A 20,365-nucleotide genomic window follows, 5' to 3' on the forward strand; every position below is an offset into this window, starting at 1 on the left:
TGGCCCAATGGTTAAGTGGTTCAGTGTTGTTCAGATGTGCTTCGCAGTGGTCGGCTGATCTGAATCGGCCGAGTCAACGGCGAGTTCGGAAGGTTGGGTGCGGAAGCCCTTCGTTGTCACCGCGAGGATGACTGCGCCGATGACAAGCCAGATCGTGCCGAGGGTGATCGCGTGCACGTCGAGCTGAGTGAGCAGGAAACCGATGACGATGACTCCGATGATCGGGCAGACCAAGTAGAGGAACACGTTGAGTGAACGGCCGCATCGGTGCTCGCGCACCCAATAGACGATGACCGAGACGTTGACCATGATGAAGGCGAGGAACGCGCCGAAATTGATGAACGACGTCGAGGCGGCCACATTCATGAAGATCGCGATGAGCCCGATGACGGCAATGGCCAGCAGGGACAGCACCGGTGTGTGGAAGCGCGGACTGAGCTTTCCGAAGAAGCCGCGCGGAAGCACTCCGTCGCGTCCCATCGCATAGAGCAGACGGCTGCCTGCGGCCTGGGCGGCGATGCCGGACGTGAACTGAGCGATGACAAGGGCGGCGAGGAAGATCGCGCCGAAGAAGTGCCCGCCGATGCTCTTGGCGATCTCGAACGCTGCGGCGTCGGAATTCTCGAACACTCCACCGGGGTGGACTAGCTGAACCGCGTAGGCCACGACGACGAAGATGCCGCCGCCGATGAGGGCGATGAGCATAATGGCCTTCGGCACGGTACGACGGGGATCGATGGTCTCCTCGGTGAAGGTTGTGACGGCATCGAATCCGAGGAACGAATACGCGGCGACCGCGGCACCGCCGCCGATGGCCACGAGTGTCGAGTCAATGCCGGTGAACGGGGTCGCGCTGATCAGCCCGGCACCGCCTTCCGAGCCGAACACATCGGCCAGCGACAGGGCGACGAAGAAGGCGATGACGAGGATCTGGAACGACATGAGGATGAGGTTGACCCGATCGGCGACCTTGATGCCCACGATGTTGAGCACCGTGGTGAGGAAGATGAAGCCGATGATCCACACAGCCATCGGCACCGCCGGGAACTGCGCCTGCAGGTAGGAGCCGCCGATGAGCCAGATGACCATGGGTAGGAACAGGTAGTCGAGCATCGTCGCCCACCCGACGAGGAATCCGATGCGACCGTCGATCGTTTTGCGCACATAGGTGTAGGCCGACCCGGCGACCGGATAGGCTGCGGCCATGCGACCGTAGCTGTTGGCAGTGAAGAGCATCGCACCGAGAGCGATCAGATAGGCGCTCGCGCTCGCCCCGTTCGTCTGGGAGGCGATGACGCCGAAGATGCCGAGGACGATGAGCGGGGTGAGGTAGGCGAGGCCGAAGATGACCAGGGACGGCAACTTCAGGGTGCGATTGAGTGTGACGGTGTCTGACATGATCACTCCATTGTCGATGTCAATGTTGGTTCAGATTTCCGGATGGCAGAAGTGCCTGTTCTGGTGGATTGTGGTGCGGCTGTCGCCGGCAGCTGGTGATGGCTCGGAATCGGCGGTCGCGTCAGGGAGTGTCGTGGCCAGGTGACCAGCGGCTCGGATCGAGACAGCCTCCGTAGAGCGGGAGGGGGATCGGGTCGTCGTCGCGGTTGAACTGCGACCACACTCGGTTCGTTCCCGCAGTCCCGACCTCGCGGACTCGAGCGACCCGCTGGGGGTCGACTCGCACGATGATCGTGTCTTCGCCCAGCCCCGCCTCGCCGAGGACGAGGCCTTCGGGATCGACGGCGATGGACCGTCCGCGGCCGATGGGTTCGGCGCAGTTGACGCTGAGCACGTAGACCTGGTTGACGATTGCGTTTGCTCGCGCCAGGACCAGTTCCTGTTCGCGGTCCTGGCTGGTCGTCTTGACGATATTGAGGATCGCGTCTGCGCCCATCCAGCTGAGGTGCCGTGAATGTTCGGGAAACCAGGCGTCGTAGCAGATCGAGAGGCCGAAGGCGCCGTGATCGGGAGTCTGGGCGACAACGAAATCGGTGCCTGGGCGGTGTGGTTCGAATGGTCGCCACGGGAACATCTTGCGGTAGGTGGAGGCGAGTTCGCCTGCGGGGGAGAAGAGCAGCTGAGTGTTGAAGAAGCTCCCGTCGTCGGCGATCTCACCGATGCTGCCCGGGCACAGCCAGATGTTGTGCTCGGCGGCGATGCGGCCGATCTCGGCGACGAACTCCGAGTCGAGTCGCTCAGCCTTCTCGCGAAGAGCGGCGGGGCGGTCGTCGATAGGCAGGTCGTCGGCGCTGTGCAGATGAAGCTCGGGATAGATGATCATTCCGAGTTCGGGAAACTTCGCCGAGGTGGCCGCCACGTCCCTGCGGAAGCCTGATAACGGGTCCGGTCCGGGCAGAGGTGCACGCTGGGCCAGCCCGACTGCCATTTCGCTGGTGTCCACTTCGGTCCCTTCGCCGACGTCGACAGCGGTTCTTCCCGCCGTCGCTTTAATTGATCAGTTTGATCACTATAAGTCGATGTGACGTTAGACTCAACACATGGCAGTGAGAAATTCTTCGACACCCGATCCTGCGGGCGTGGATTCTGAGCGGAGTGGGATGGACTCTGCACAGGCACACGCGGTCGATCGAACGCTGTTCGCCGCCCCCGGAGCCGCGGAACTCACCCGGCTTTCTGCCGTCGATACCGTCCGAGCCCGAGTTCTGCTCTCCATCGAGCACGCTCTGCTCGCGCCGGGCAGCAGACTGCCGAAGACCGAGCTATTGGCGGCGGGCCTCGAGGTCAGCTTCATCACAGCCCGTCGGGGACTCGAGAGCCTTGTCGAGGACGGTGTCCTCGTGCGCAGGCGGGGCCGTGGAGGCGGAACGTTCGTTGCCGACGACCCGCCGCATCTCAACGACTCCGCTGTCACCGCCTACCGGGCAGACGCGGACGCGATCCATCGGCTCATCGACCAGCGCAGTCTGATGGAATCGGCCATTGTGGCTGAGGCGGCGATGCGGGCCACCCCCGAGCAGTGTGATGAGCTCGATGCTCTCATCCAAGCGTCGGCCGATGCCGAGGACTGGCATGAGCACCATATTCCTGACACTCGTTTCCACCGATTCATCGCAGAGATCAGCGGTTTGCCCGAGGCTCAGACTTACCTGGCCTGCTATGGCGGTCTGACGAAGTACTTCGTGCCCTACCCGCAGGAGCAGCTTGAGGAGGGGCGTGATCATCACCGGCGGCTCGTGGCCGCTTTGCGGAATCATGATCCCCTCGCAGCCGTCGAGATCACCCGTGTCCATGTCGATGCCTTGCGGCGTGAGATGTTCGTCGGACTTGAGGAAAATGACGGATGAGTGGCGTAGAGCCCGGCAGCGGCGACCTCGGCGCTTTTTGGTCGACGGCGAGAAGCTGCATCCCCGCCCTCCCGGAGCCGATACCTGAAGCATGGGCATTCGGTGCGACTCCCGAGCATGCGGACGATCTCCTCGCCCTCGTTCTGGATGGGACGAAGACGGGAACCGCCTCGGCGCTGTGGGACATCGAAGCCGACGGTGAATCCGTCCCCGAGGTGGGCGAACTGAGCATCATCCTCGACGGCCGAGGCCGGCCGAGGGCCCTCATTGAAACCACGGCGATCGACATCGTTCCGTTCTCCGAGGTGACCGCCGAGCATGCCCATTCGGAAGGGGAGGGCGATCGAAACCTGGCCGCCTGGCGCGAGATCCATGAGCGCTTTTGGCAAGAGCATGGGCAACGCGGATTCGCGCCCGAGATGCCGGTCGTCTGCGAACGTTTCCGGTTGCTGTTCGACGTAGAAGACGAAGGGCGCGTGAGCGTCTCCGGCGACGAAACACAGGGGACGAGCAGATGAACGAGACCGAATACTGGGACCTCATCCACACGGAACGCGCGCGCCTGGCCGATCTGCTCACCACACTCGAACCCGAGCAGTGGGCGCTCGCCACTCTGTGTGCAGACTGGACAGTCGAGCAAGTTGTCGCCCACCTGACCGCCATGGCCAACACCGGGAAGTGGGCCTGGATCCGCAGCATCGTCCGGGCGGGATTCGATCCTGCCAAACACAATGCGCGACTGCTCGAGCGCCGTCTCGGTGATTCACCAGAGGAGACCCTTGCGAAGTTCCACAGCTCGATCCCACTGACTGTCGCCCCGACCAAAGACCTCCCGGCCTTCCTCGGCGAAGTCATCGTCCACGGACAGGACATCGCAAGACCATTGGAATGCGACCTGACCCCCGCCGTTGAGGCGGCAGTCGAGGTGGCCCGATACTTCGCCTCCAAGGACTTCGCAGTGAACTCGAAGACCCTGGTCAAAGGGCTGAAGCTCAGTGCTGTCGACGCCGACTTCGAGTCCGGAAGCGGGCCGGAGGTGACCGGTCGTGTCCTCGACCTCGTCCTGGCCATGGCCGGCCGACCGGAAGCACTGACAGATCTGGCGGGGAGCGGAGTCGCCGAACTCCGGCAGCGGATGGACTGAATCCTCAGCGGTCAGAGTGCTGCGACGCGTGTGCCGGAACATCCCTGACGACGAGATGAACGTTGCGGGTGCTCAGCCGAATCCGACGACTTGACTACGGAGAACCTGACTCCGATCCTCGACCGGCTCGACGCCTATGTCGAGGCCGCTGAAGACGTCGGTCGCACCGACCTCGACGCGATCGGCGACGCAGTCAGTCTGGAGGAGCGGATCCGCGGAGTCGTCCTCGGCAGCGGGCTGCGCCGACCGCTGCTCGAGGCGCTGGTCCTGCTCGCACAGCAGCACTTCGCGCAGGACCTCACTCGCTCGGAAGTAAGCTGACCGGGAACAGCTCCGTCCTGGCGATGACGCGATCGCGTTCGGCGGCCTGCGCCTGACGTCGGGGATCTGTCAGGTAGGAATCGAGCGCTTCCTCGGATTCGAACCGATAGAACTGCACCTCGCGGTCAGCACCGGCGTTCGCTGAGCTTGCCTGTTCTTCCGGCTTTACCGAGCTCGGCCTCTGCTCACTCGGCAACTCCGTGCTCACGACTCCGTCGGCTTCGCGTCGTAGGTGAGCCAGTTCGTCTTCGCCGCGACATCGTCATAGAGCACCTGAGCCTGAGCGTTGTCATCGGCGGTGATCCACCGGACCACCGAACAGCCTTCGGCCGCGGCGATCGACTGCAGCCGGGAGATCAATGCACGGCCGACACCTCGGCCGCGCGCCTCGGGATCGGTGAAGAGATCGTCGAGCCAGATGCCGACGCTGCCTGTCGAGGGACGGGAGAAACGACGGTAGTCGGCGATTCCGACGATCGATCCGTCCGTCTCGGCGACGAGTCCCTGGCACTCATGGGCGGATTCGGTCAGCCACGACCACACGCGGGAGACGATCTCCTCGGACGGCTCCAGTCGGTAGAACTCGCGGTAAGCGCGGAAGAGCTCCTTCCACTGAGCCTCGTCGGCAGGAGCTGTGGGGCGGATCGTCGGGGCCGGGGACGTCGTCATCGGCAGTCCTCTCACTAGATTCGGTACACCAATGACCACACTACGTTCTCCGCGTCTGGTCGCGTACAGATGTGACGACAGAAAAGTCCTCGGCGCGGAAGCCTGTCGACCTCCGCGCTGGGGACCGCGGTACGCGAGAGGGGACTTGAACCCCTACGTCCGAAGACACTGGAACCTAAATCCAGCGCGTCTACCAATTCCGCCACTCGCGCTGAAGCGGCCACAGTCGCGGCCACAACGTCCTCAAGATTAGCAGGGGCGGTCCGAGTTGTTGAAAACTCGGACCGCCCCGATGCTCACGTTGAGCACGGGCAGTTCAGCCTGCCCGACGCTCAAGTTGCGGCAGGCTCAGGCAGCGTCGATACCGAGCTCCTTGCGCACGCGGGCGACGTGCCCGGTGGCCTTGACGTTGTACTGGGCGAGTTCGACCTTGCCCTCGGCATCGACGACGACGGTTGAGCGGATGACGCCCTGGACGACCTTGCCGTAGTTCTTCTTCTCGCCGAAGGCACCCCATTCGGTCATCATCGTCTTGTCCTCATCGGAGAGGAGGTCGAAGTTGAGACCTTCCTTCTCGATGAACTGATGCAGCTTCTCCGGCTTGTCCGGGGAGATGCCGACGACGGCGATTCCGGCGGCCTTGAGTGCCGACAGCGAGTCCCGGAAATCGCAGGCCTCGGTCGTGCAGCCCGGGGTCATAGCGGCGGGGTAGAAGTACACGACGACCCGCTGACCTCGGAAATCGCTGAGGCTGACGGACTTCCCGTCCTGGTTGACGAGGGTGAACTCCGGGGCGGTGTCGCCGACCGACAGACGTGACATGAATGCTCCTCCTGATTGGGGTGGTCTCCATGATGGACAACCATTGCTGACCACCACTCTATTCCGTTGCCGAGCCCAATGCCTCGACCGATGCACGCAGTCACCTCGACCGATCCTTTCGCCGAGGCGGCCCGCCGTCTCAGTCGACCCGTGCGATGGCCTTCCCGACCGCCACTACGTCGCCGACCGCCGCGACCTGGCGCAGCGTTCCCGCGACCGGGGCTTCGACCCGGGTCTCCATCTTCATCGCCGAGAGCACCGCGACCTCGTCACCAGCCGCCACCTGCGCACCGTCCTCGACGAGGAAGTCCACAAGACTGCCCGGCACAGGTGCGGTGACATCCCTGGCACTCGCCGAGGCGGCTCCACCGTTTCCGGCGCCACCGGCCTCGCCGCCCTGACCCGTCCCACCGACCGAGCCGAGGGCCGCGAGCAGTCCGGCGGGCAGTCCGATCGTGGTGAGCTTTCCGTCGATCTCGATCGACATGCGCTGCATATCCCCATCGGCGACTGGGGCCGGGCGGTCCTGAGTCTCGAAGCGCGGCAGCAGCTCGGCCTCGATCCACTGGGTGTGGATGCTGTCGACACCGTCGACGCCGAGGCCGGTGAACGCCTCATCGGTGAGGATCGCCAGGGAGCACGGCACCACTGTGGCCGGACCCTCGACATGGAGCTCCTTCGCCGCTGTCACAGTGCGCGCAATCGCCTGCTCACGGTCGGGACCGTGGACGATGAGCTTCGCAAAGAGGGAATCGAAGGCTGGTTGCACTGTGTCACCGGCACGCACACCGGAATCCCAGCGCACGCCGAGACCCCCGGGCACATCGAGGACATCGATGCGTCCGGGAGTCGGCAGGAAGCCACGGCCGGGATCCTCGGCGTTGATGCGCAGCTCGATCGCATGACCGACCGGCTGCGGGGTCGACTCCAGCGACAGTCCCTGTCCGAAGGCGATGCGGAACTGCTCGGCGACGAGATCGACCCCTGAGGTCACCTCGGTGACGGGATGCTCGACCTGCAGTCGGGTGTTGACCTCGAGGAACGTCATGGTGCCATCGGCGGCGAGCAGGAATTCGACGGTGCCGGCACCGCGGTAGTCCACCTCGGCGCAGATGGCTTCGGCCGAACGGTGCAGGCGCTCACGCTGCTCATCCGTCAGTCCCGGGGCGGGTGCTTCCTCGATGAGCTTCTGATTGCGCCTCTGAGCGGAGCAGTCGCGATCACCGACGGCCACGACTCGACCCTGACCGTCGCCGACGATCTGGACCTCGACATGGCGGGGACGCTCGAGGAACTTCTCGACGAAGCACTCGGGCCGACCGAAAGCCTCGACGGCCTCACGGGTCGCCGATTCGAAGGCACCAGCCACCTCGGTCAGCTCGTGGACGATCTTCATTCCGCGTCCGCCGCCACCGTGGGCGGCTTTGATGATGATCGGCAGTCCCGCCTCGGCGGCGAAGGACTCGACCTCGGCCGCGGTCTCCAAGGGACGGTCGATGCCCGGTGCCAGGGGAGCGCCGACCTTCTGCGCGAGCTGACGGGCCGTGACCTTGTCGCCGAGGGCCGTGATCGTGTCCGCGGTCGGACCGATCCAGATGAGGCCGGCGGCTTCGACGGCGGCGGCGAAATCGGCGTTCTCGGACAGGAATCCGTAACCGGGGTGGACGGCATCGGCACCGGCGGACTTCGCTGCGGCGAGGACCGCATCGATGTTGAGGTACGTGTCACCCGCTGTCGTCCCAGGCAGAGCGAACGCTTCGTCGGCGAGCCGGGCATGCATGGCGTCGGCGTCCTGATCAGCGTAGACGGCCACCGAAGTGTGCCCGTGCTGGGCGCAGGCGCGGATGACGCGGACGGCGATCTCGCCGCGGTTGGCGATGAGGATTCTCGACATTGTTCAGCCTTCGTTCTCGTTGGTGCGGGGTCCTGCTGCGGTGCTGGACGCCTCGGCCGGGTGGGCGTTCGGCGTCGGTCGGGCAGAGGTGGTGAAGCGCAGCTTCACGCCGGGAGGCAGCTGCGCGGCGAGGTCGAGATCGTCGACGCTGGCGATGATCGGATAGCCGCCGGTGAGCGGATGGTCGGGCCCGAAGAGCACCGGCTGACCGTTCGGCGGAACCTGCAGGGCACCGGTGACTGCGCCTTCGCTGGGCAGCTCGCCCGTGCGGGCACGTTCGAGTGGAACCTCACCGTTCAGTCGCAGCCCGACCCGGTCGGATTCGTGGGTGACTGTCCACTCCTGTGACAGCAGAGTCTCGATCCCGGCCTCGGTGAACCAATCCTCACGCGGTCCCAGCGTCACGCTCAGCGTCACCGTCTCACTCGCCTGCGGAAGATCCCTTGGCTGCATGGGATTGGGATCGACGAGGTGGGGCGCCGTCCGCGGATCGTGCACACCCACCGTGGTGCCTTTGCCCACAGCGGTCGGACCGAGCCCGGCCAGGGTGTCGGCGGAGCTGCTGCCGAGAGCCGTCTCGACAGCGATTCCACCGCGCACGGCGAGGTAGCGCCGGACTCCGCGCTCGGTTGGTCCGAGCTCGAGCTCGTCCCCGTCGGACAGGGCAAAGGCCTCGTCGAGGCGGGGCGTGAGGACCGTGCCATCGGCAGCGGTCACTGTGATCGTTCCGGTGGCCCCGGTGACAGCGGCGACGCCGTCACCTGTGAAGCGCAGGAGCACTGCGCCCCCGAAGCTCTCCAGCCCGGCAGCGCTTTCGGCGTTTCCGACAAGACGGTTGGCTGTGGTCAACGCGGTGCGGTCGGCGGCACCGGCGGCGGAGACTCCCATCGAAGCGAAACCGGGCCGCCCGAGATCCTGGACGAGCAGCTGCAGCCCGGGACGCAGCACTTCGAGGTAATGGGAAGCCGCTGCCGTCGAGTCGGATGCCGATTCCGCTGCTGAATCCACCGCAGAATCCGACGCCGAACCTGCCGAACCTGCCGAACCTGCCGCACCTGACGCACCTGTCGCACCTGACGAACCCGACTCCGCACTCGAGCTCGCGACCTCTACAGTCTCGCGCCCCGCCTCGGCGAATTTCACGATCGTGCCGGGTACGAACAGGGCCGGTGGTTCCCGGTTCAGGTCCCACAGCTTCGCATCGGTGCGTCCGATGAGCTGCCAGCCGCCGGGGGAGGAGCGAGGGTAGACGCCGGTGAACTCGCCGGCCAGAGCCACCGACCCCACTGGCACTCGCGTGCGTGGGGACGAGCGGCGGGGAACGTTGAAGAGTTCGTCGTCGCCGGCGAGGTAGCCGAAGCCGGGGGCGAACCCGGCGAACGCGACCTGCCAGGTCGCGGCCTGGTGGCGGTTGACCACCTCGGCGGGGGAGACGGAGAGGAGGTCGGCCACCTCAGCGAGGTCGTCCCCGTCATAGTGGACATCGATCGTCACCTCACGGGCCGTATCCGAGGCCGACTCGGTGTGACCGAGCCCGCGCACTGCCTCGGCGAGGATCTCGGCGTTCGTGCGTGCGGGATCAAAACTGATCAGCACTGTGCGGGCGGCGGGGATGAGTTCGGTGACGCCGGGCAGATCGGCGGCTTCGAGGCTGTGGTGCAACGACATCGTCGCGCCCAGGTCCGCGCATTCGACGAGGAGGTGGCGCCTGGAGGCGGTGTGGAAGGTCAGGGAGTCGGCCAGCTGAGTCGAGGTCATTGGCGGTAGGTGTCTTCCGGTTCGTCAGTGATGAACATCTTCCCAGGTGAGTGCGTAATCGCGAAGGGAACTCCCGATGCCTGGATGGCTGCCTGCGGAGTGACTCCGCAGGCCCAGAAGACGGGAATGTCGCCGTCTTCGATGGCCGGAGTATCACCGAAATCCGGGGCGCCGAGGTCATCGATGCCGATCTGGGAGGGATCGCCGATGTGGATCGGTGCACCGTGGACGGCGGGGAAGCGGTCGGTGATGCGCACTGCCTCGGCGACCTGGGAGGCCGGGATCGGGCGCATCGACACGACCATGTCCCCGCTGATCCGGCCGGCCGGACGGCAGGCCGTCGACGTGCGGTACATCGGCACGTTGCGACCGGCCTCCTGGTGGCGGATCGGGACGCCCGCTTCGGTCAGGCCGTTTTCGAAGGTGAACGAGCAGCCGATGAGGAAGGACACGAGGTCCGGATGCTGCTCCCACGCCTCGGTGGCGTCGGTGACCTCGTGGGTCAGGGCGCCGTTCTCCCAGATCCGGTATCCGGGAATGTCCGTTCGGATATCGCTGCCCGGGGCGAGTGCGGATGCCAGCTGTCCGGGTTCGAGGACGTCGACGACCGGGCAAGGCTTCGGGTTGCGCTGGGTGAAGAGGAGGACGTCGAAGGCCCAGTCCGCGGGGACGGAGATAAGGTTCGCCTGGACGAGTCCCGGTGCCATCCCCGAGGTGGGACCGTCGAATCCTGCCCGGATGCGTGCGCGGGCTTCCGCACCCGCAGCCCGCATCGTGTCCATGGCAGATGTGCTGGTGGGGGTGGCAGCGTTCATCGTCCGGCTCCGGCGAAGGCGGCGATCGTGACGCCTTCGGATTCGAGGAGGTCACGGGCCGCCCGGGCCATGTCGATGGATCCCTGGCTGTCGCCGTGGAAGCAGATGGACTGCGCGTCGACGTCGACGAGGGTGCCGTCGACGGCTTCGACCTGTCCGGTCTGGACGAGGCGGAGGACACGCGCGGCCACGGCTTCGGGGTCGTGGAGGACAGCGTTCGGTTCCGACCGGGAGACCAGGGAACCGTCGGGGTTGTAGGACCGGTCGGCGAAGGCCTCGGCGGCAACGGTCAGCCCGGCGTCGGCGGCGACGCGGTTGGCCACGCTGCCGGCGAGTCCGAGGAAGACCAACGAGTCGTCGATGGCTGTGATCGCGTCGACGACGACCTTCGCCTGCGCCTCATCGTGGACGATCGCGTTGTAGAGACCGCCGTGGGGTTTGACGTAGGCGACGGTTCCGCCGACGGCAGTGGTCAGGCCGATGAGCGCGCCGATCTGGTATTCGACCTGGGCCTGCAGGGTGGCGGCGGGCACGTCGAGGGCGCGGCGGCCGAAGCCCTCGTAGTCGTCGTATCCGGGGTGGGCCCCGATGATGACTCCGCCCTTCGTGGCGGCGTCGACGGTGGTGCGGATGCCCTCGGGATTGCCGGCGTGGAATCCGCAGGAGACGTTGGCGCTGGTGACGAGGCCGAGCATGGCCGCATCGTCGCTGACGACACGGTCGGGCACGTTCTCCCCGAGGTCAGAGTTGAGGTCGATTCTCAGTTCGCTGTTGACAGACAATGTCACCCTCCGATTCCGATCATTGCGAAGATGGGGCCGATGGACTGTGTGGCCGTGTACCACGTGACCAGTGTTGCCGCGGTGCCGATGATGAGCAACCACTTCGGGTACGAATCAGTGCGCAGCAGGCGCGGCCTGAACCAGCCGATGTACATGAAGATCGTCAGACCGATCGGCAGGATGAGGCCGTTGAAGCCGCCGACGAAGACGAGCAGTGTGGCCGGGGCGGTGCCGAGGACGAGGTAGACGACGAGCGAGACGACGATGAAGGCCACGGTCGCCAGCTGCAGCGGCCAGCCGCCTTCGAGGCGTTTGGAGAACTCCGAGAGGAACGTCGCCGAGGTGTAGGCGGCGCCGATGACCGAACTCAGAGCCGCGGCCCAGAAGATCGCGCCGAAGATGCGCATTCCCGCATCGCCGAGGACTGCGGCGAAGGCCTGACCGGCGGGGTTGGCCACGCTCGAGTCGAGGTCGAGAGCGACGCCGGAGGCAACGACGCCGAGGATGGCGAGGAAGAGGACGTAGCGCATGACGCCGGTGACGAGGATTCCCGACAGCGCCGAGCGCATGACCGAACCGGCATTCTCCGGGCCGGTCTTGCCCGAGTCGAGGTAGCGGTGGGCACCCGAGTAGGTGATGTAGCCGCCGACGGTGCCGCCGACGATCGTGGTCACGGTGGCGAAGTTGATGGTGTCGGGCGCGATCGACTGTCTGAGCGCCTCACCGACCGGCGGGGTCGAGACGATGGCGACGATGCAGGTGAGGATGATCATCCCGACGCCGAGGACGAGGACGACGGCGTCGACGACCTTTCCTGCGCGTTTGAACAGGAAGATGCCGATCGCCAGGACGCCGGTGAGCAGTCCGCCGAGCTTCGGGTCGATGCCGAGCAGAGCATTGAGACCGAGGCCGCCGCCGGCGATATTGCCGATGTTGAAGGCCAAGCCGCCGACGACGATGAGGACGGACAGGAGGATGCCCGATCCCGGTACCGCCGAGGAGGCCAGTTGGGCCGCGCGTTTGCCCGAGGAGGTCACCATCCGCCAGATATTGAGCTGGATGGCGATATCGATGAGGATCGACGCGAAGATCGCGAAGGCGAAGGCCGCACCCATCTGCGCCGTGAACGTGGCGGTCTGGGTGATGAAGCCCGGACCGATCGCCGAGGTGGCCATGAGGAAGATGGCGCCGATGATTGCGCTGCGGCTGATCTTGGACCCGATCTCACTCGTGGCGTTGCCGAGCCCCGACGTGGTTGCGTCCGATGAGGCGGATTCCGGCGGTTGGGATTCCGGTGCGTGTGACATGGGAGTCTCCGACTGTGTGGATGGTCAGTGGTTCCTTCGCGAGTGCCGATGGGTGAGGACAACGGTGTCTGTGTCCTGGCGCACGTGAAGTGGTAAACAATCTAGCACTCATTGTTGAACAAAGATAGACGAGGCTCACATTTCCTTCGGTAGATTGTGGACGGACCAGTGGGATATCGGGGCGCTGTTTCAGTAGGATGGAGAGGTGAATCACGATTCGTCCCTGGTCAACAGGCTCACTGACCGCCTCATCGCCGGAGAGCTGCGCCCCGGCGAGCGGCTGTCCGAAACCGCGCTGGCAAAGGAGTTCGATGTCTCGCGCAACACTCTGCGTGAGGCGTTTCGAGTCCTCGGGGAGCAGGGCTTGGTCACCCACATCCCGCACCGAGGCGTCTCCGTGGCGTCACCGAGCACAGCCGATGTCGTCGACATCTACCGGGTGCGTCATCATGTCGAGTGCTCGGTGCTCGAACACGCACCGCGCAATCACCCGAACGCAGTCCGGATGGAGGCGGCCGTCGATGCCGCCGAGAAGTTCGCGGCTGAGGAGAACTGGCTGGAGGTCGGAACGGCGAATATGGAGTTCCACAACGCCGTCGTCTCGCTCTCGGACAGCAGGAGGCTGATGCAGTCGTTCTCCAATGTGCTCGCCGAGCTGCGATTGGCGTTCCTCAAGGTCGAGGTCCTCGATTTCCTCCATGCGCCGTTCATCGGCCGCAATCAGGAGGTCATCGATGTCTACCGCACGGACGGTCCGGCGGCCGCAGCGACGCTCCTCGGCGCCTACCTCGGTGACTCCGAACGCCAGGTGCTCGGCGCCTACGCCCGCGCCGGCCAGGACTGAGCCGTACTCGGACTGGCCTGGGCCGAGAGCCGCTCGTCCTGCCTCTGACCGGAGCCCGCGAGTCGTTCCCGACCAAGACGCCGCCGCAACAGGTCCAAACCATTGATCTGGTACACCCTGTTCTGGATTGCACAGGGAGGAACCAGATGACTTGAGAACAAGGTGAGCCGAAACAGCGAGCCGGCAAGGGGGAATGCGAAAGAACCGCTCCCGACCGAAGTCGAAAGCGGCTCTCTCTGTGCTGTGCACCCCCCGGGACTTGAACCCGGAACCCACTGATTAAGAGTCAGTTGCTCTGCCAATTGAGCTAGAGGTGCTTGCCGCACATGCTGTGCAACGAGAATTAATACTACTCAGGTGTCGACCGATCATGCAAACCGAGATCGGCTCATATTCAGTTTTGTGATGAAGGTCGCAAGCCCCAGGTCAGAGTCCCTATGCCGGCGATTCCTGCGACCCGGAACCCGCTGGTCAAGAGTCCGTCCGCAGCGCCGGATTCGCCCCCGACGCCCGACGGCTCCTCAGAGATACATTCCGGAACTCGACTGTTCGGCCGGCTCGGAGATCGCGTGGACGTCGCGTTCGCGCAAGAGCACATAAGCGCGTCCCTCGAGCTCCACCTCGGCGAGTTCCTCGGGATCGTAGAGGACGGTGTCGCCGAGGTTGGCCTGCCGCACGTGCGGGCCCGCCGCCACGACCTTGCCCCACACGAGTCGCCTGCCCATGCTGGCGGTGGCGGGAATGACGATGCCCGCCGAGGATTTGCGTTCCCCGGCTTCCGCGCTGGGTTCGAGCAGGATCCGGTCATGGAGCATCCGGATCGGAAGTGCGGCATCAGCCACGCTTGCGACCGGAGAGTCCGACGATGAGGGCGGCCACACCGAGGACGGCACCGGCACCGAGTGCGATGATCTCGGGCTTGGGGGAGCCGTCCTCCTCGACGACCTGGGACTTCGCCTTGTTGACAGCGCGCGTCGCCAGCACCTTCGGGTGGATGCGGCCGACAAGCTCGTCGATGTTCTCGGCGATGCGCTCCTCACGCAGTCGGATCGACTCCGCGAGCTGTGCGGTTGTCGCCTGGTCGACAGTCACATCTGAGGTGTAGACGTTGTCAGTCATCGGGTCGAGTCCTCCCGGTCGAGAATGCTTTGCTGCGTCTGTGACCTTGTGTCACAGTGCTTCGCTGTCCAGCTTAGCGGCTGGGCACTGCGAGTGTCAGATATCGGCCGCGGTTCGACGGAATCTTAGGATCTCGACATTCGCGTCCGCGGGCATGGCCGGGTAGTGGTCACGGAGGTTGCCGATGTACTGCTCGAGTCCACCCGGGCGGGTGAGGTCGAGATCCTCGGGCCGCAGTGCATCGAGTCGCTTCACCGTCACCGAGGCGACCTCAACGGGGAGGGTGCCATGTTCGGTGTTCTCGAAGTACGCCAGAGCCGGACCCGTGCGGTGGCCTTCGCTCCACCGCACCGTCAACGTCTTCGACCCATTTCTCACCGTGTCGAAATAGCGAGCGTGGAACCTCAGCAGCCGCTCGGGAGCGGAATCCGGATGCCGATAGGCTTGGGGGAGCAGGGAGGAGATCGGGGCGATCGACGGCTCGCTCGTGGTGACGTCCGGAACGGCGACGAGCGCATCGGGATGGAGGTCGAGGATGACCTGACGGCAGCGTCCGCAGGGGGCCAGCAGACCGCGGTCTTGGTCGCCGGCCGCAGCGATCGTGACCAGGGGTCCGGCGTGCGCGGCTGCGGCGACGCCGATCACGACGAGCTCCGCGCAGGGGCCGCCGGTGAAGTGGCAGACGTTGACGCCGGTGTGGATGCGACCGGTGGTGTCCATCGCGGCTGCGGCGACGGTGTGGTTCTCATCGGAGCCCAGACCGTGCACGAGCTCCTCGGCGGCCGCGATGACGCGCAGTTCGGAGTCGAAGAGGTCCACGTTGCCTCACTCCTGTTTTCCGCGGCGTCCCATGAGGTAGATGATAAACCCGACCGCGGCCATACCTGAGGCGGCGAGGACGAAGATGGGCCAGGAGCTGACGATCGTGGAGATGATGGATTCGCCGAACGAGGTCGCCGGATTCTGATTGCGCGGGGATGGCCGATCGCCACCCGTGATGAGGTCCGTATCGTCTTTGGGCGCAGGCTCGTCGGGGTTGCGAGGCACAGGGTCCGAATAGTCGGGGGTATCGGTGCCCTCGTCATCCCCGGGCAGCCATTCATCACCGGCATTGCCGGGGATGGTCTCGCGTTCGTCATCGGGGGTGCCGTTGCCGTTCGATGGATCCGGAGTGGTGCCGTCGGCATCAGCGGCGCCGATCGTCGAGCCGGAACCGTCCTTGTCCGAATCCTTCTTGTCATCGTCGCCGGAAGCCGAGCCGGAGCCGGAGCTGTCGGAATCGCTGCCGCGCGTGCCGTCGGAGCCTGAACCGGAGTCGGCGTCAGATTCTCTGCCGTCGGAGTCCTTGTCGCCCGAGGTATTCGCGCGGTCCTTCGATCCCGAATCCGATGAGGTGGACCCATCGGTCGAGGTGGTGCTGTCGTCAGAGGTTTCGCTGTCGGCGGACGACCCGTCCTTGCCGGCGGAGGTGTCCCCGCTCGTGTCGCTGTCGGTGGTGGAGCCGTCCGACGTGGTCGACCCGTCAGCCGTCGGGGTGGGACCGCTGTCCGATGTCCCACTGTCTGCACCGGACGAAGCCCCGTCCTTCGTCGAGCCGTCCGAGTCGGCAGAGGCTTCGGCCCCCTCGCCGTCCGGGTAGGGTTGTCCGTCGGTGACGACGATCTGGTTCTTGCCGTCGACCTCCTCAACCTCAAACGTCCACTTGGGGTCCGGGCCGTCGGGAGCGAACTCTTCGAAATCCATCGGTTCGGTCTGGCCGTCGGCAACGATCTGACCGTGGTCGTTGAAGTGATACTGCGAAGGTGCTGCATCTGCGGTGGCTTCGGCAACGGATTGTCCACTGTCGTCGGTGTCCGAAACATTTGTGTCCGAATCAGCAAAATCGGCAGCGGCCGACTGTGCCGGAATGCGTTTCATTGTCTGTTCCGGAGCTTGGAAGGACTTTCCGACCCAGCTGTTCGGCAGGGTGCCGGCACCTTTTTCCTGATCGTTCGCTGGAACGGAGAGCTGATGGCCGTCCTCCGTCCACTCGGCGGTGAGCTCACCCTCGATCTCGCATGGTTCGTCCGAGGCCCATTCCTGGTCCTTGCAGGCCTTGTCACCCTCTTGGTCCGGGGGCGGGGTGGGATCGGAATCTGAGCCGCCGGTGTCGGTTCCGCTCGAATCCGCGTCATCGCCGGAATCGGCTCCGGCGGATGCATCCGCTCCGGCCATCGACTCGGCCTCGGCCGTGGGAGTGGGGCTCGGCTGTGCGACTGCAGGGGTGAACGTCGCCGAGATCGGCAGTGCTGCCAAGGCAAGCGCAGCGCCGATTGCGGCGGCTCTGCGGCTGAACCTGTGTGAGACTGGCACTACGTTCCTTCGCGGTGGGGATTCCGACTTCATTGGATCAAGGGGACATGACGTTCAGACACATCGGGCACTATCTTAATGTCTTCACCAGATGTGTTAAAGCCATAGGCGTGTTTCGCCGTGGCGCAGGACCCGTGCTCGGGTGGCAGTCCGACGCTGACAGCCGGTGGGCAGCGCCCGTGCCGGAACTCAGCGATCCTGCGTGTCGGACTTCTTCGGATATGCCCGAACGGTCGAGTCATCGCCGAGGACGAGGGCCTCGTCACCGTCATCGACGACCGCCAGCAGATCGGTATCCGTCTTGAATGCCTGTTTGCCGGCGAGCAGGCACGAGGTGTTCGTGTCCATCGTGCAGGGCACGATCGACCCGCGCGGTTCGGAGAGATGGATGTCGCGGCTGGAGACGTCCATCAGCAGCAGACCCGACTCCAGGTCGAAGAGATATGGCCCGATATAGGCGCGCTCTCCGGCCTGTCCGCGCACCCACGATTTCTCGCCGACGATGTCGGTGGTCGTCGTCACGGTCGACAGGATCGATCCGTCTTCGAGGGAGTGGACGACGAGCTGGATCCTGTGGCCGGAGTTCGTGGAGGCGCCCTGCTCGCCCCACAGGGTGATCGCCTTGCCGTGGCCGGCCGAGATCCAGTCGATGATCTTCAGCTCGTCGCCGGGGCTTTCGAGCTTGATGCTGCGTTCGTCGCCGGTCTTGATGTTCTTCGCCTTGACCGGACCGTTCCAGTCCGAGCTGAAGATCTCATCGTCGTCAATGGCCATCGGCGTCGAACCGGCCTGCGGTGTGGGCACATTTTCCAGTCCATCGGCGCCGAAGGTCGAGAGCTTGTTGCCCGATTTGATGAGCACGCTCGTGCCGGCCGAGGTGATGCGCGCATTGTCCGGCAGCTGGTAGGTCTTCGGTTTCGACTCTCCGTCGAAGAGCGCCTCGGCGGTGTTGCCCGACTGCCACAGCAGGGCCGGCCGGCCGTCGATGACGGTGTCGACGGCGAAGGTCGGTGACTCGTCGATCTTCGCCTTGTACCGAGTCTTTCCGGTGTCGACGTCAAGGACTTCGAGGCGGTTGTCATTGACGAGCAGGACGCCGCGATCGGAAGCCGTCACCGAGGCACGTTTGGGGACCTCGGCTTCCCAGGCAGGCGAATTGTCATAGCTGGGCACGATGTCCCGGGTCTTGTCGACAGAGAGTTCGGATGCGGGGTTGAGCTGCTGTTCCGAACCGATCGTCTGCGGGGTATCGGGGGAGTCGACGGGGACGATGTTGGGAACGACGAACGCGCCGATCATGAGGATCGCCAGGCCGATGAGCACGAGCCCCGGAATGGTGATCTTCTTCAGCCGCTGCGGCCGGTTGCGAGCCGACCGCTTTCGCACCGGCGTCTTCTTCACCGTCGGCGCTGCCGGTGCGGCCGGCCCCGAGAACGGTGTGCCCATCGGGTAGCTCTCACCGTTCGCACCCGAGGAATCGTCCTGGGCTGCGAAGCCATTCTGCCCGCCCGCGGACTGGGCGTTCGGGCTCTGGTCGGCATGCTCCGGATGCCCGGCCGACTCGGCTGATCCGTCCCCTGATGCACTCGAAGCCTCCGCGGATGAAACCGCACCATCCGTGGACGACGCGTCGGACGATTCGTCGGCGGCCGCCTCGGCGCTGGTTGCCGGTGTGGTGGCCGCCCCGACTCTGCCGGTCTCGTCGATGCCGATCTCGGTCTTCTTAGTACCGTCGTCGATCGTCACGGTCAGGGCAGTCGCGGTCTCCTTGGCGTAGTCGCCGAGGTAAGTGATGGCCTGCCCGGTATCCGAATAGCGACTCGTCGCCCCGTTGAGGGTGGTGTAGGTGAACCCGTCATCGGAGACGGAGATCAACGCACGAGGCATGTACGGGGTTCCTTGACAGTGATCGAGGACAGGGCCGAGTCAATACTAATGAATGTCGAGGACCGCACCTACCAGTTTTCCGAAACCGTTATAGATCGCTATTGAATCGTTGCATGTAATGAGATCTGCGTCTCATTGGGGTTCAGGGGCGGTTCTGGTTTGCCCGGGTCAAGAGGGTGCGGTTAAGATGTATCTTGCTGTCTGCGCCTTCGGGTGCAGCGCATGTGGTGGGTATAGCTCAGCTGGTAGAGCGCCGCGTTGTGGTCGCGGATGTCGCGGGTTCAAGTCCCGTTACTCACCCCGATCGGGAGGCCCCGTGATCCGTACGAACGGATCACGGGGCTTCTTTCATGCCCCCACCCCTGATCGGCGATCGGCACCGGTTCGACCTCGATCGCCGATAATGGGGCCATGACCATCGACTGTTCCCTGGCAGTCGTCGGCAGCATCAACGCCGACATCACCGCCACCACCTCCCGACTTCCCGCCGCCGGTGAGACCGTGGGAGGCGGCCGGCTGTCCCGATTGCCCGGCGGAAAGGGTGCGAACCAGGCCGCCGCGGCCGCCCGCCTCGGTGCGCGGACCCGCATGATCGGCGCGGTCGGCCCTGACTCCGATGGCCAGGCGATGCTCACTGCCCTCCGCGCCGCCGGGGTCAATACCAGTGACATCGCCGAGGCGACCGCCGAGACCGGGACCGCGCTCATCATGGTCGACGCCGACGGTGAGAATCAGATCGCCGTGTGCGAGGGCGCGAATGCCGAGGTCAGCCTCGACGGAATCGAATTCCGGGCCGACGAGGCCGTGCTCACCCAACTCGAGATCTCCCTCGATCTCATCGTCGAGCTCGTGAACCATGTGCCCGGATTCCTCGCCGTCAATGCGGCTCCCGCCCTTCCTTTGCCCGCCGAGGTGGTCGACCGTGCCGACCTCATCATCGTCAACGAATACGAGTACTCTCAGCTGCCGCAGCTGCAGACCGCGAAACTCGTGGCCGTCACCTACGGGGCGGAAGGGTCGGCACTGCTGCAGAGAGGTGAGCAGATCGCCTTCGCCGAGGCGGTCCCCGCGAGTCCCGTGAGCACCGTCGGTGCCGGAGACGCCTACTGCGCGGCCCTCACCATCGGCCTGACCTGCGGACTCGAACCGGAGCGCGCACTGCGGGCGGCCAACGCGGTCGGTGCGGCGGCCGTGGAAGTCGCCTCGGCGCAACCGGAGTTCGATCGGTTCGAGATGTACCTGCCTACTCTCGACTGACCTGGCAGACTGAAAGCAAGCGGAACCTTCCGCTGCTGCCACACGAGTCTCGTCGCCGCTACCCGAGGTTCGCGCCATCGGTGGCCCAC

Annotated in this window: 20 protein-coding genes and 3 tRNA genes; 7 read left to right on the top strand and 16 right to left on the bottom strand. The window is 65.1% G+C overall.

Annotated features, from left to right (window positions below):
• Positions 1 to 30: 30 nt before the first annotated feature.
• Together D3I60_RS05440 and D3I60_RS05445 are read right to left on the bottom strand one after the other, a co-directional pair.
• Entirely contained in the window at positions 31 to 1,398 is a 1,368-nt protein-coding gene (locus D3I60_RS05440; RefSeq protein WP_262775133.1) for an APC family permease, read from the bottom strand.
• Between the two features lie 121 nt (positions 1,399 to 1,519).
• Positions 1,520 to 2,401 (bottom strand): carbon-nitrogen hydrolase family protein, encoded by an 882-nt coding sequence (locus D3I60_RS05445; RefSeq protein ID WP_262775135.1) that lies wholly within the window; start codon positions 2,399 to 2,401, stop codon positions 1,520 to 1,522.
• Positions 2,402 to 2,558: 157 nt separating this feature from the next.
• Here D3I60_RS05445 and D3I60_RS05450 point away from each other — a divergent pair, with 157 nt between their 5' ends.
• The 4 genes from D3I60_RS05450 to D3I60_RS05465 all read left to right on the top strand — a co-directional run bounded on the left by D3I60_RS05450 (position 2,559) and on the right by D3I60_RS05465 (position 4,770).
• Entirely contained in the window at positions 2,559 to 3,305 is a 747-nt protein-coding gene (locus D3I60_RS05450) for a FadR/GntR family transcriptional regulator (protein WP_262775137.1), read from the top strand.
• On the top strand, positions 3,302 to 3,823 hold the full coding sequence (locus D3I60_RS05455; protein WP_262775138.1) for an ASCH domain-containing protein: 522 nt from the start codon (positions 3,302 to 3,304) through the stop codon (positions 3,821 to 3,823). Before D3I60_RS05450 ends, D3I60_RS05455 begins: the two co-directional genes overlap by 4 nt.
• Complete coding sequence (locus tag D3I60_RS05460; protein ID WP_262775140.1) at positions 3,820 to 4,449, top strand: maleylpyruvate isomerase family mycothiol-dependent enzyme; 630 nt, start codon at positions 3,820 to 3,822, stop codon at positions 4,447 to 4,449. Before D3I60_RS05455 ends, D3I60_RS05460 begins: the two co-directional genes overlap by 4 nt.
• A 90-nt stretch (positions 4,450 to 4,539) precedes the next feature.
• On the top strand, positions 4,540 to 4,770 hold the full coding sequence (locus D3I60_RS05465) for a hypothetical protein (RefSeq protein ID WP_262775142.1): 231 nt from the start codon (positions 4,540 to 4,542) through the stop codon (positions 4,768 to 4,770).
• Between the two features lie 204 nt (positions 4,771 to 4,974).
• Here D3I60_RS05465 and D3I60_RS05470 read toward each other — a convergent pair whose 3' ends face one another.
• The 8 genes from D3I60_RS05470 to D3I60_RS05505 all read right to left on the bottom strand — a co-directional run bounded on the left by D3I60_RS05470 (position 4,975) and on the right by D3I60_RS05505 (position 12,817).
• Positions 4,975 to 5,439, bottom strand: a complete 465-nt coding sequence (locus D3I60_RS05470; RefSeq protein ID WP_262775144.1) for a GNAT family N-acetyltransferase — start codon at positions 5,437 to 5,439, stop codon at positions 4,975 to 4,977.
• Positions 5,440 to 5,569: 130 nt separating this feature from the next.
• A tRNA-Leu gene (locus D3I60_RS05475) sits at positions 5,570 to 5,651 on the bottom strand.
• 136 nt (positions 5,652 to 5,787) lie between these two features.
• Positions 5,788 to 6,261, bottom strand: a complete 474-nt coding sequence (gene bcp, locus D3I60_RS05480) for a thioredoxin-dependent thiol peroxidase (RefSeq protein ID WP_262775145.1) — start codon at positions 6,259 to 6,261, stop codon at positions 5,788 to 5,790.
• A 139-nt stretch (positions 6,262 to 6,400) separates the two neighbouring features.
• Positions 6,401 to 8,155, bottom strand: a complete 1,755-nt coding sequence (locus D3I60_RS05485) for an acetyl/propionyl/methylcrotonyl-CoA carboxylase subunit alpha (protein ID WP_262775146.1) — start codon at positions 8,153 to 8,155, stop codon at positions 6,401 to 6,403.
• A 3-nt stretch (positions 8,156 to 8,158) separates the two neighbouring features.
• The gene (locus tag D3I60_RS05490) at positions 8,159 to 9,913 is read right to left on the bottom strand and encodes an urea amidolyase family protein (RefSeq protein WP_262775147.1); all 1,755 of its coding nucleotides are present in this window, start codon (positions 9,911 to 9,913) and stop codon (positions 8,159 to 8,161) included.
• Positions 9,910 to 10,728 carry a putative hydro-lyase gene (locus D3I60_RS05495; protein ID WP_262775148.1) on the bottom strand — a complete coding sequence of 273 codons (819 nt, stop codon included), beginning with the start codon at positions 10,726 to 10,728 and terminating at the stop codon, positions 9,910 to 9,912. Before D3I60_RS05495 ends, D3I60_RS05490 begins: the two co-directional genes overlap by 4 nt.
• On the bottom strand, positions 10,725 to 11,510 hold the full coding sequence (locus D3I60_RS05500; protein WP_262775149.1) for a LamB/YcsF family protein: 786 nt from the start codon (positions 11,508 to 11,510) through the stop codon (positions 10,725 to 10,727). The genes D3I60_RS05495 and D3I60_RS05500 overlap by 4 nt, the downstream gene beginning before the upstream one ends.
• A 2-nt stretch (positions 11,511 to 11,512) precedes the next feature.
• Positions 11,513 to 12,817 carry an NRAMP family divalent metal transporter gene (locus tag D3I60_RS05505; protein WP_262775150.1) on the bottom strand — a complete coding sequence of 435 codons (1,305 nt, stop codon included), beginning with the start codon at positions 12,815 to 12,817 and terminating at the stop codon, positions 11,513 to 11,515.
• Between the two features lie 205 nt (positions 12,818 to 13,022).
• Here D3I60_RS05505 and D3I60_RS05510 point away from each other — a divergent pair, with 205 nt between their 5' ends.
• Positions 13,023 to 13,661: a GntR family transcriptional regulator gene (locus D3I60_RS05510; RefSeq protein ID WP_262775151.1), complete on the top strand. Its 639-nt coding sequence runs from the start codon at positions 13,023 to 13,025 to the stop codon at positions 13,659 to 13,661.
• 244 nt (positions 13,662 to 13,905) lie between these two features.
• On the opposite strand, the gene D3I60_RS05515 is transcribed toward D3I60_RS05510, so the two are convergent.
• From D3I60_RS05515 to D3I60_RS05540, 6 genes are all read right to left on the bottom strand, one after another.
• A tRNA-Lys gene (locus D3I60_RS05515) sits at positions 13,906 to 13,978 on the bottom strand.
• Positions 13,979 to 14,182: 204 nt separating this feature from the next.
• Positions 14,183 to 14,503: a GroES family chaperonin gene (locus D3I60_RS05520; protein ID WP_039209700.1), complete on the bottom strand. Its 321-nt coding sequence runs from the start codon at positions 14,501 to 14,503 to the stop codon at positions 14,183 to 14,185.
• A complete protein-coding gene (locus D3I60_RS05525) occupies positions 14,496 to 14,780 on the bottom strand; it encodes a DUF3618 domain-containing protein (protein ID WP_262775152.1) in 285 nt (94 codons plus the stop codon). Before D3I60_RS05525 ends, D3I60_RS05520 begins: the two co-directional genes overlap by 8 nt.
• Positions 14,781 to 14,876: 96 nt before the next feature.
• On the bottom strand, positions 14,877 to 15,599 hold the full coding sequence (locus D3I60_RS05530) for an ASCH domain-containing protein (RefSeq protein ID WP_262775153.1): 723 nt from the start codon (positions 15,597 to 15,599) through the stop codon (positions 14,877 to 14,879).
• Positions 15,600 to 15,605: 6 nt separating this feature from the next.
• Entirely contained in the window at positions 15,606 to 17,132 is a 1,527-nt protein-coding gene (locus tag D3I60_RS05535; protein WP_262775154.1) for a hypothetical protein, read from the bottom strand.
• A 189-nt stretch (positions 17,133 to 17,321) separates the two neighbouring features.
• Entirely contained in the window at positions 17,322 to 19,019 is a 1,698-nt protein-coding gene (locus D3I60_RS05540; RefSeq protein ID WP_262775155.1) for a hypothetical protein, read from the bottom strand.
• 227 nt (positions 19,020 to 19,246) lie between these two features.
• Between D3I60_RS05540 and D3I60_RS05545 the strand changes: the two genes are divergently transcribed.
• Positions 19,247 to 19,319: transfer RNA gene (locus D3I60_RS05545), tRNA-His, on the top strand.
• A 111-nt stretch (positions 19,320 to 19,430) separates the two neighbouring features.
• Positions 19,431 to 20,276 carry a PfkB family carbohydrate kinase gene (locus D3I60_RS05550; RefSeq protein ID WP_262775156.1) on the top strand — a complete coding sequence of 282 codons (846 nt, stop codon included), beginning with the start codon at positions 19,431 to 19,433 and terminating at the stop codon, positions 20,274 to 20,276.
• Positions 20,277 to 20,365 lie beyond the last annotated feature (89 nt).

The sequence above is a fragment of the Brevibacterium permense genome (genome assembly GCF_025506275.1).
In the GTDB taxonomy this organism is placed as follows: Bacteria; Actinomycetota; Actinomycetes; order Actinomycetales; family Brevibacteriaceae; genus Brevibacterium; species Brevibacterium permense_A.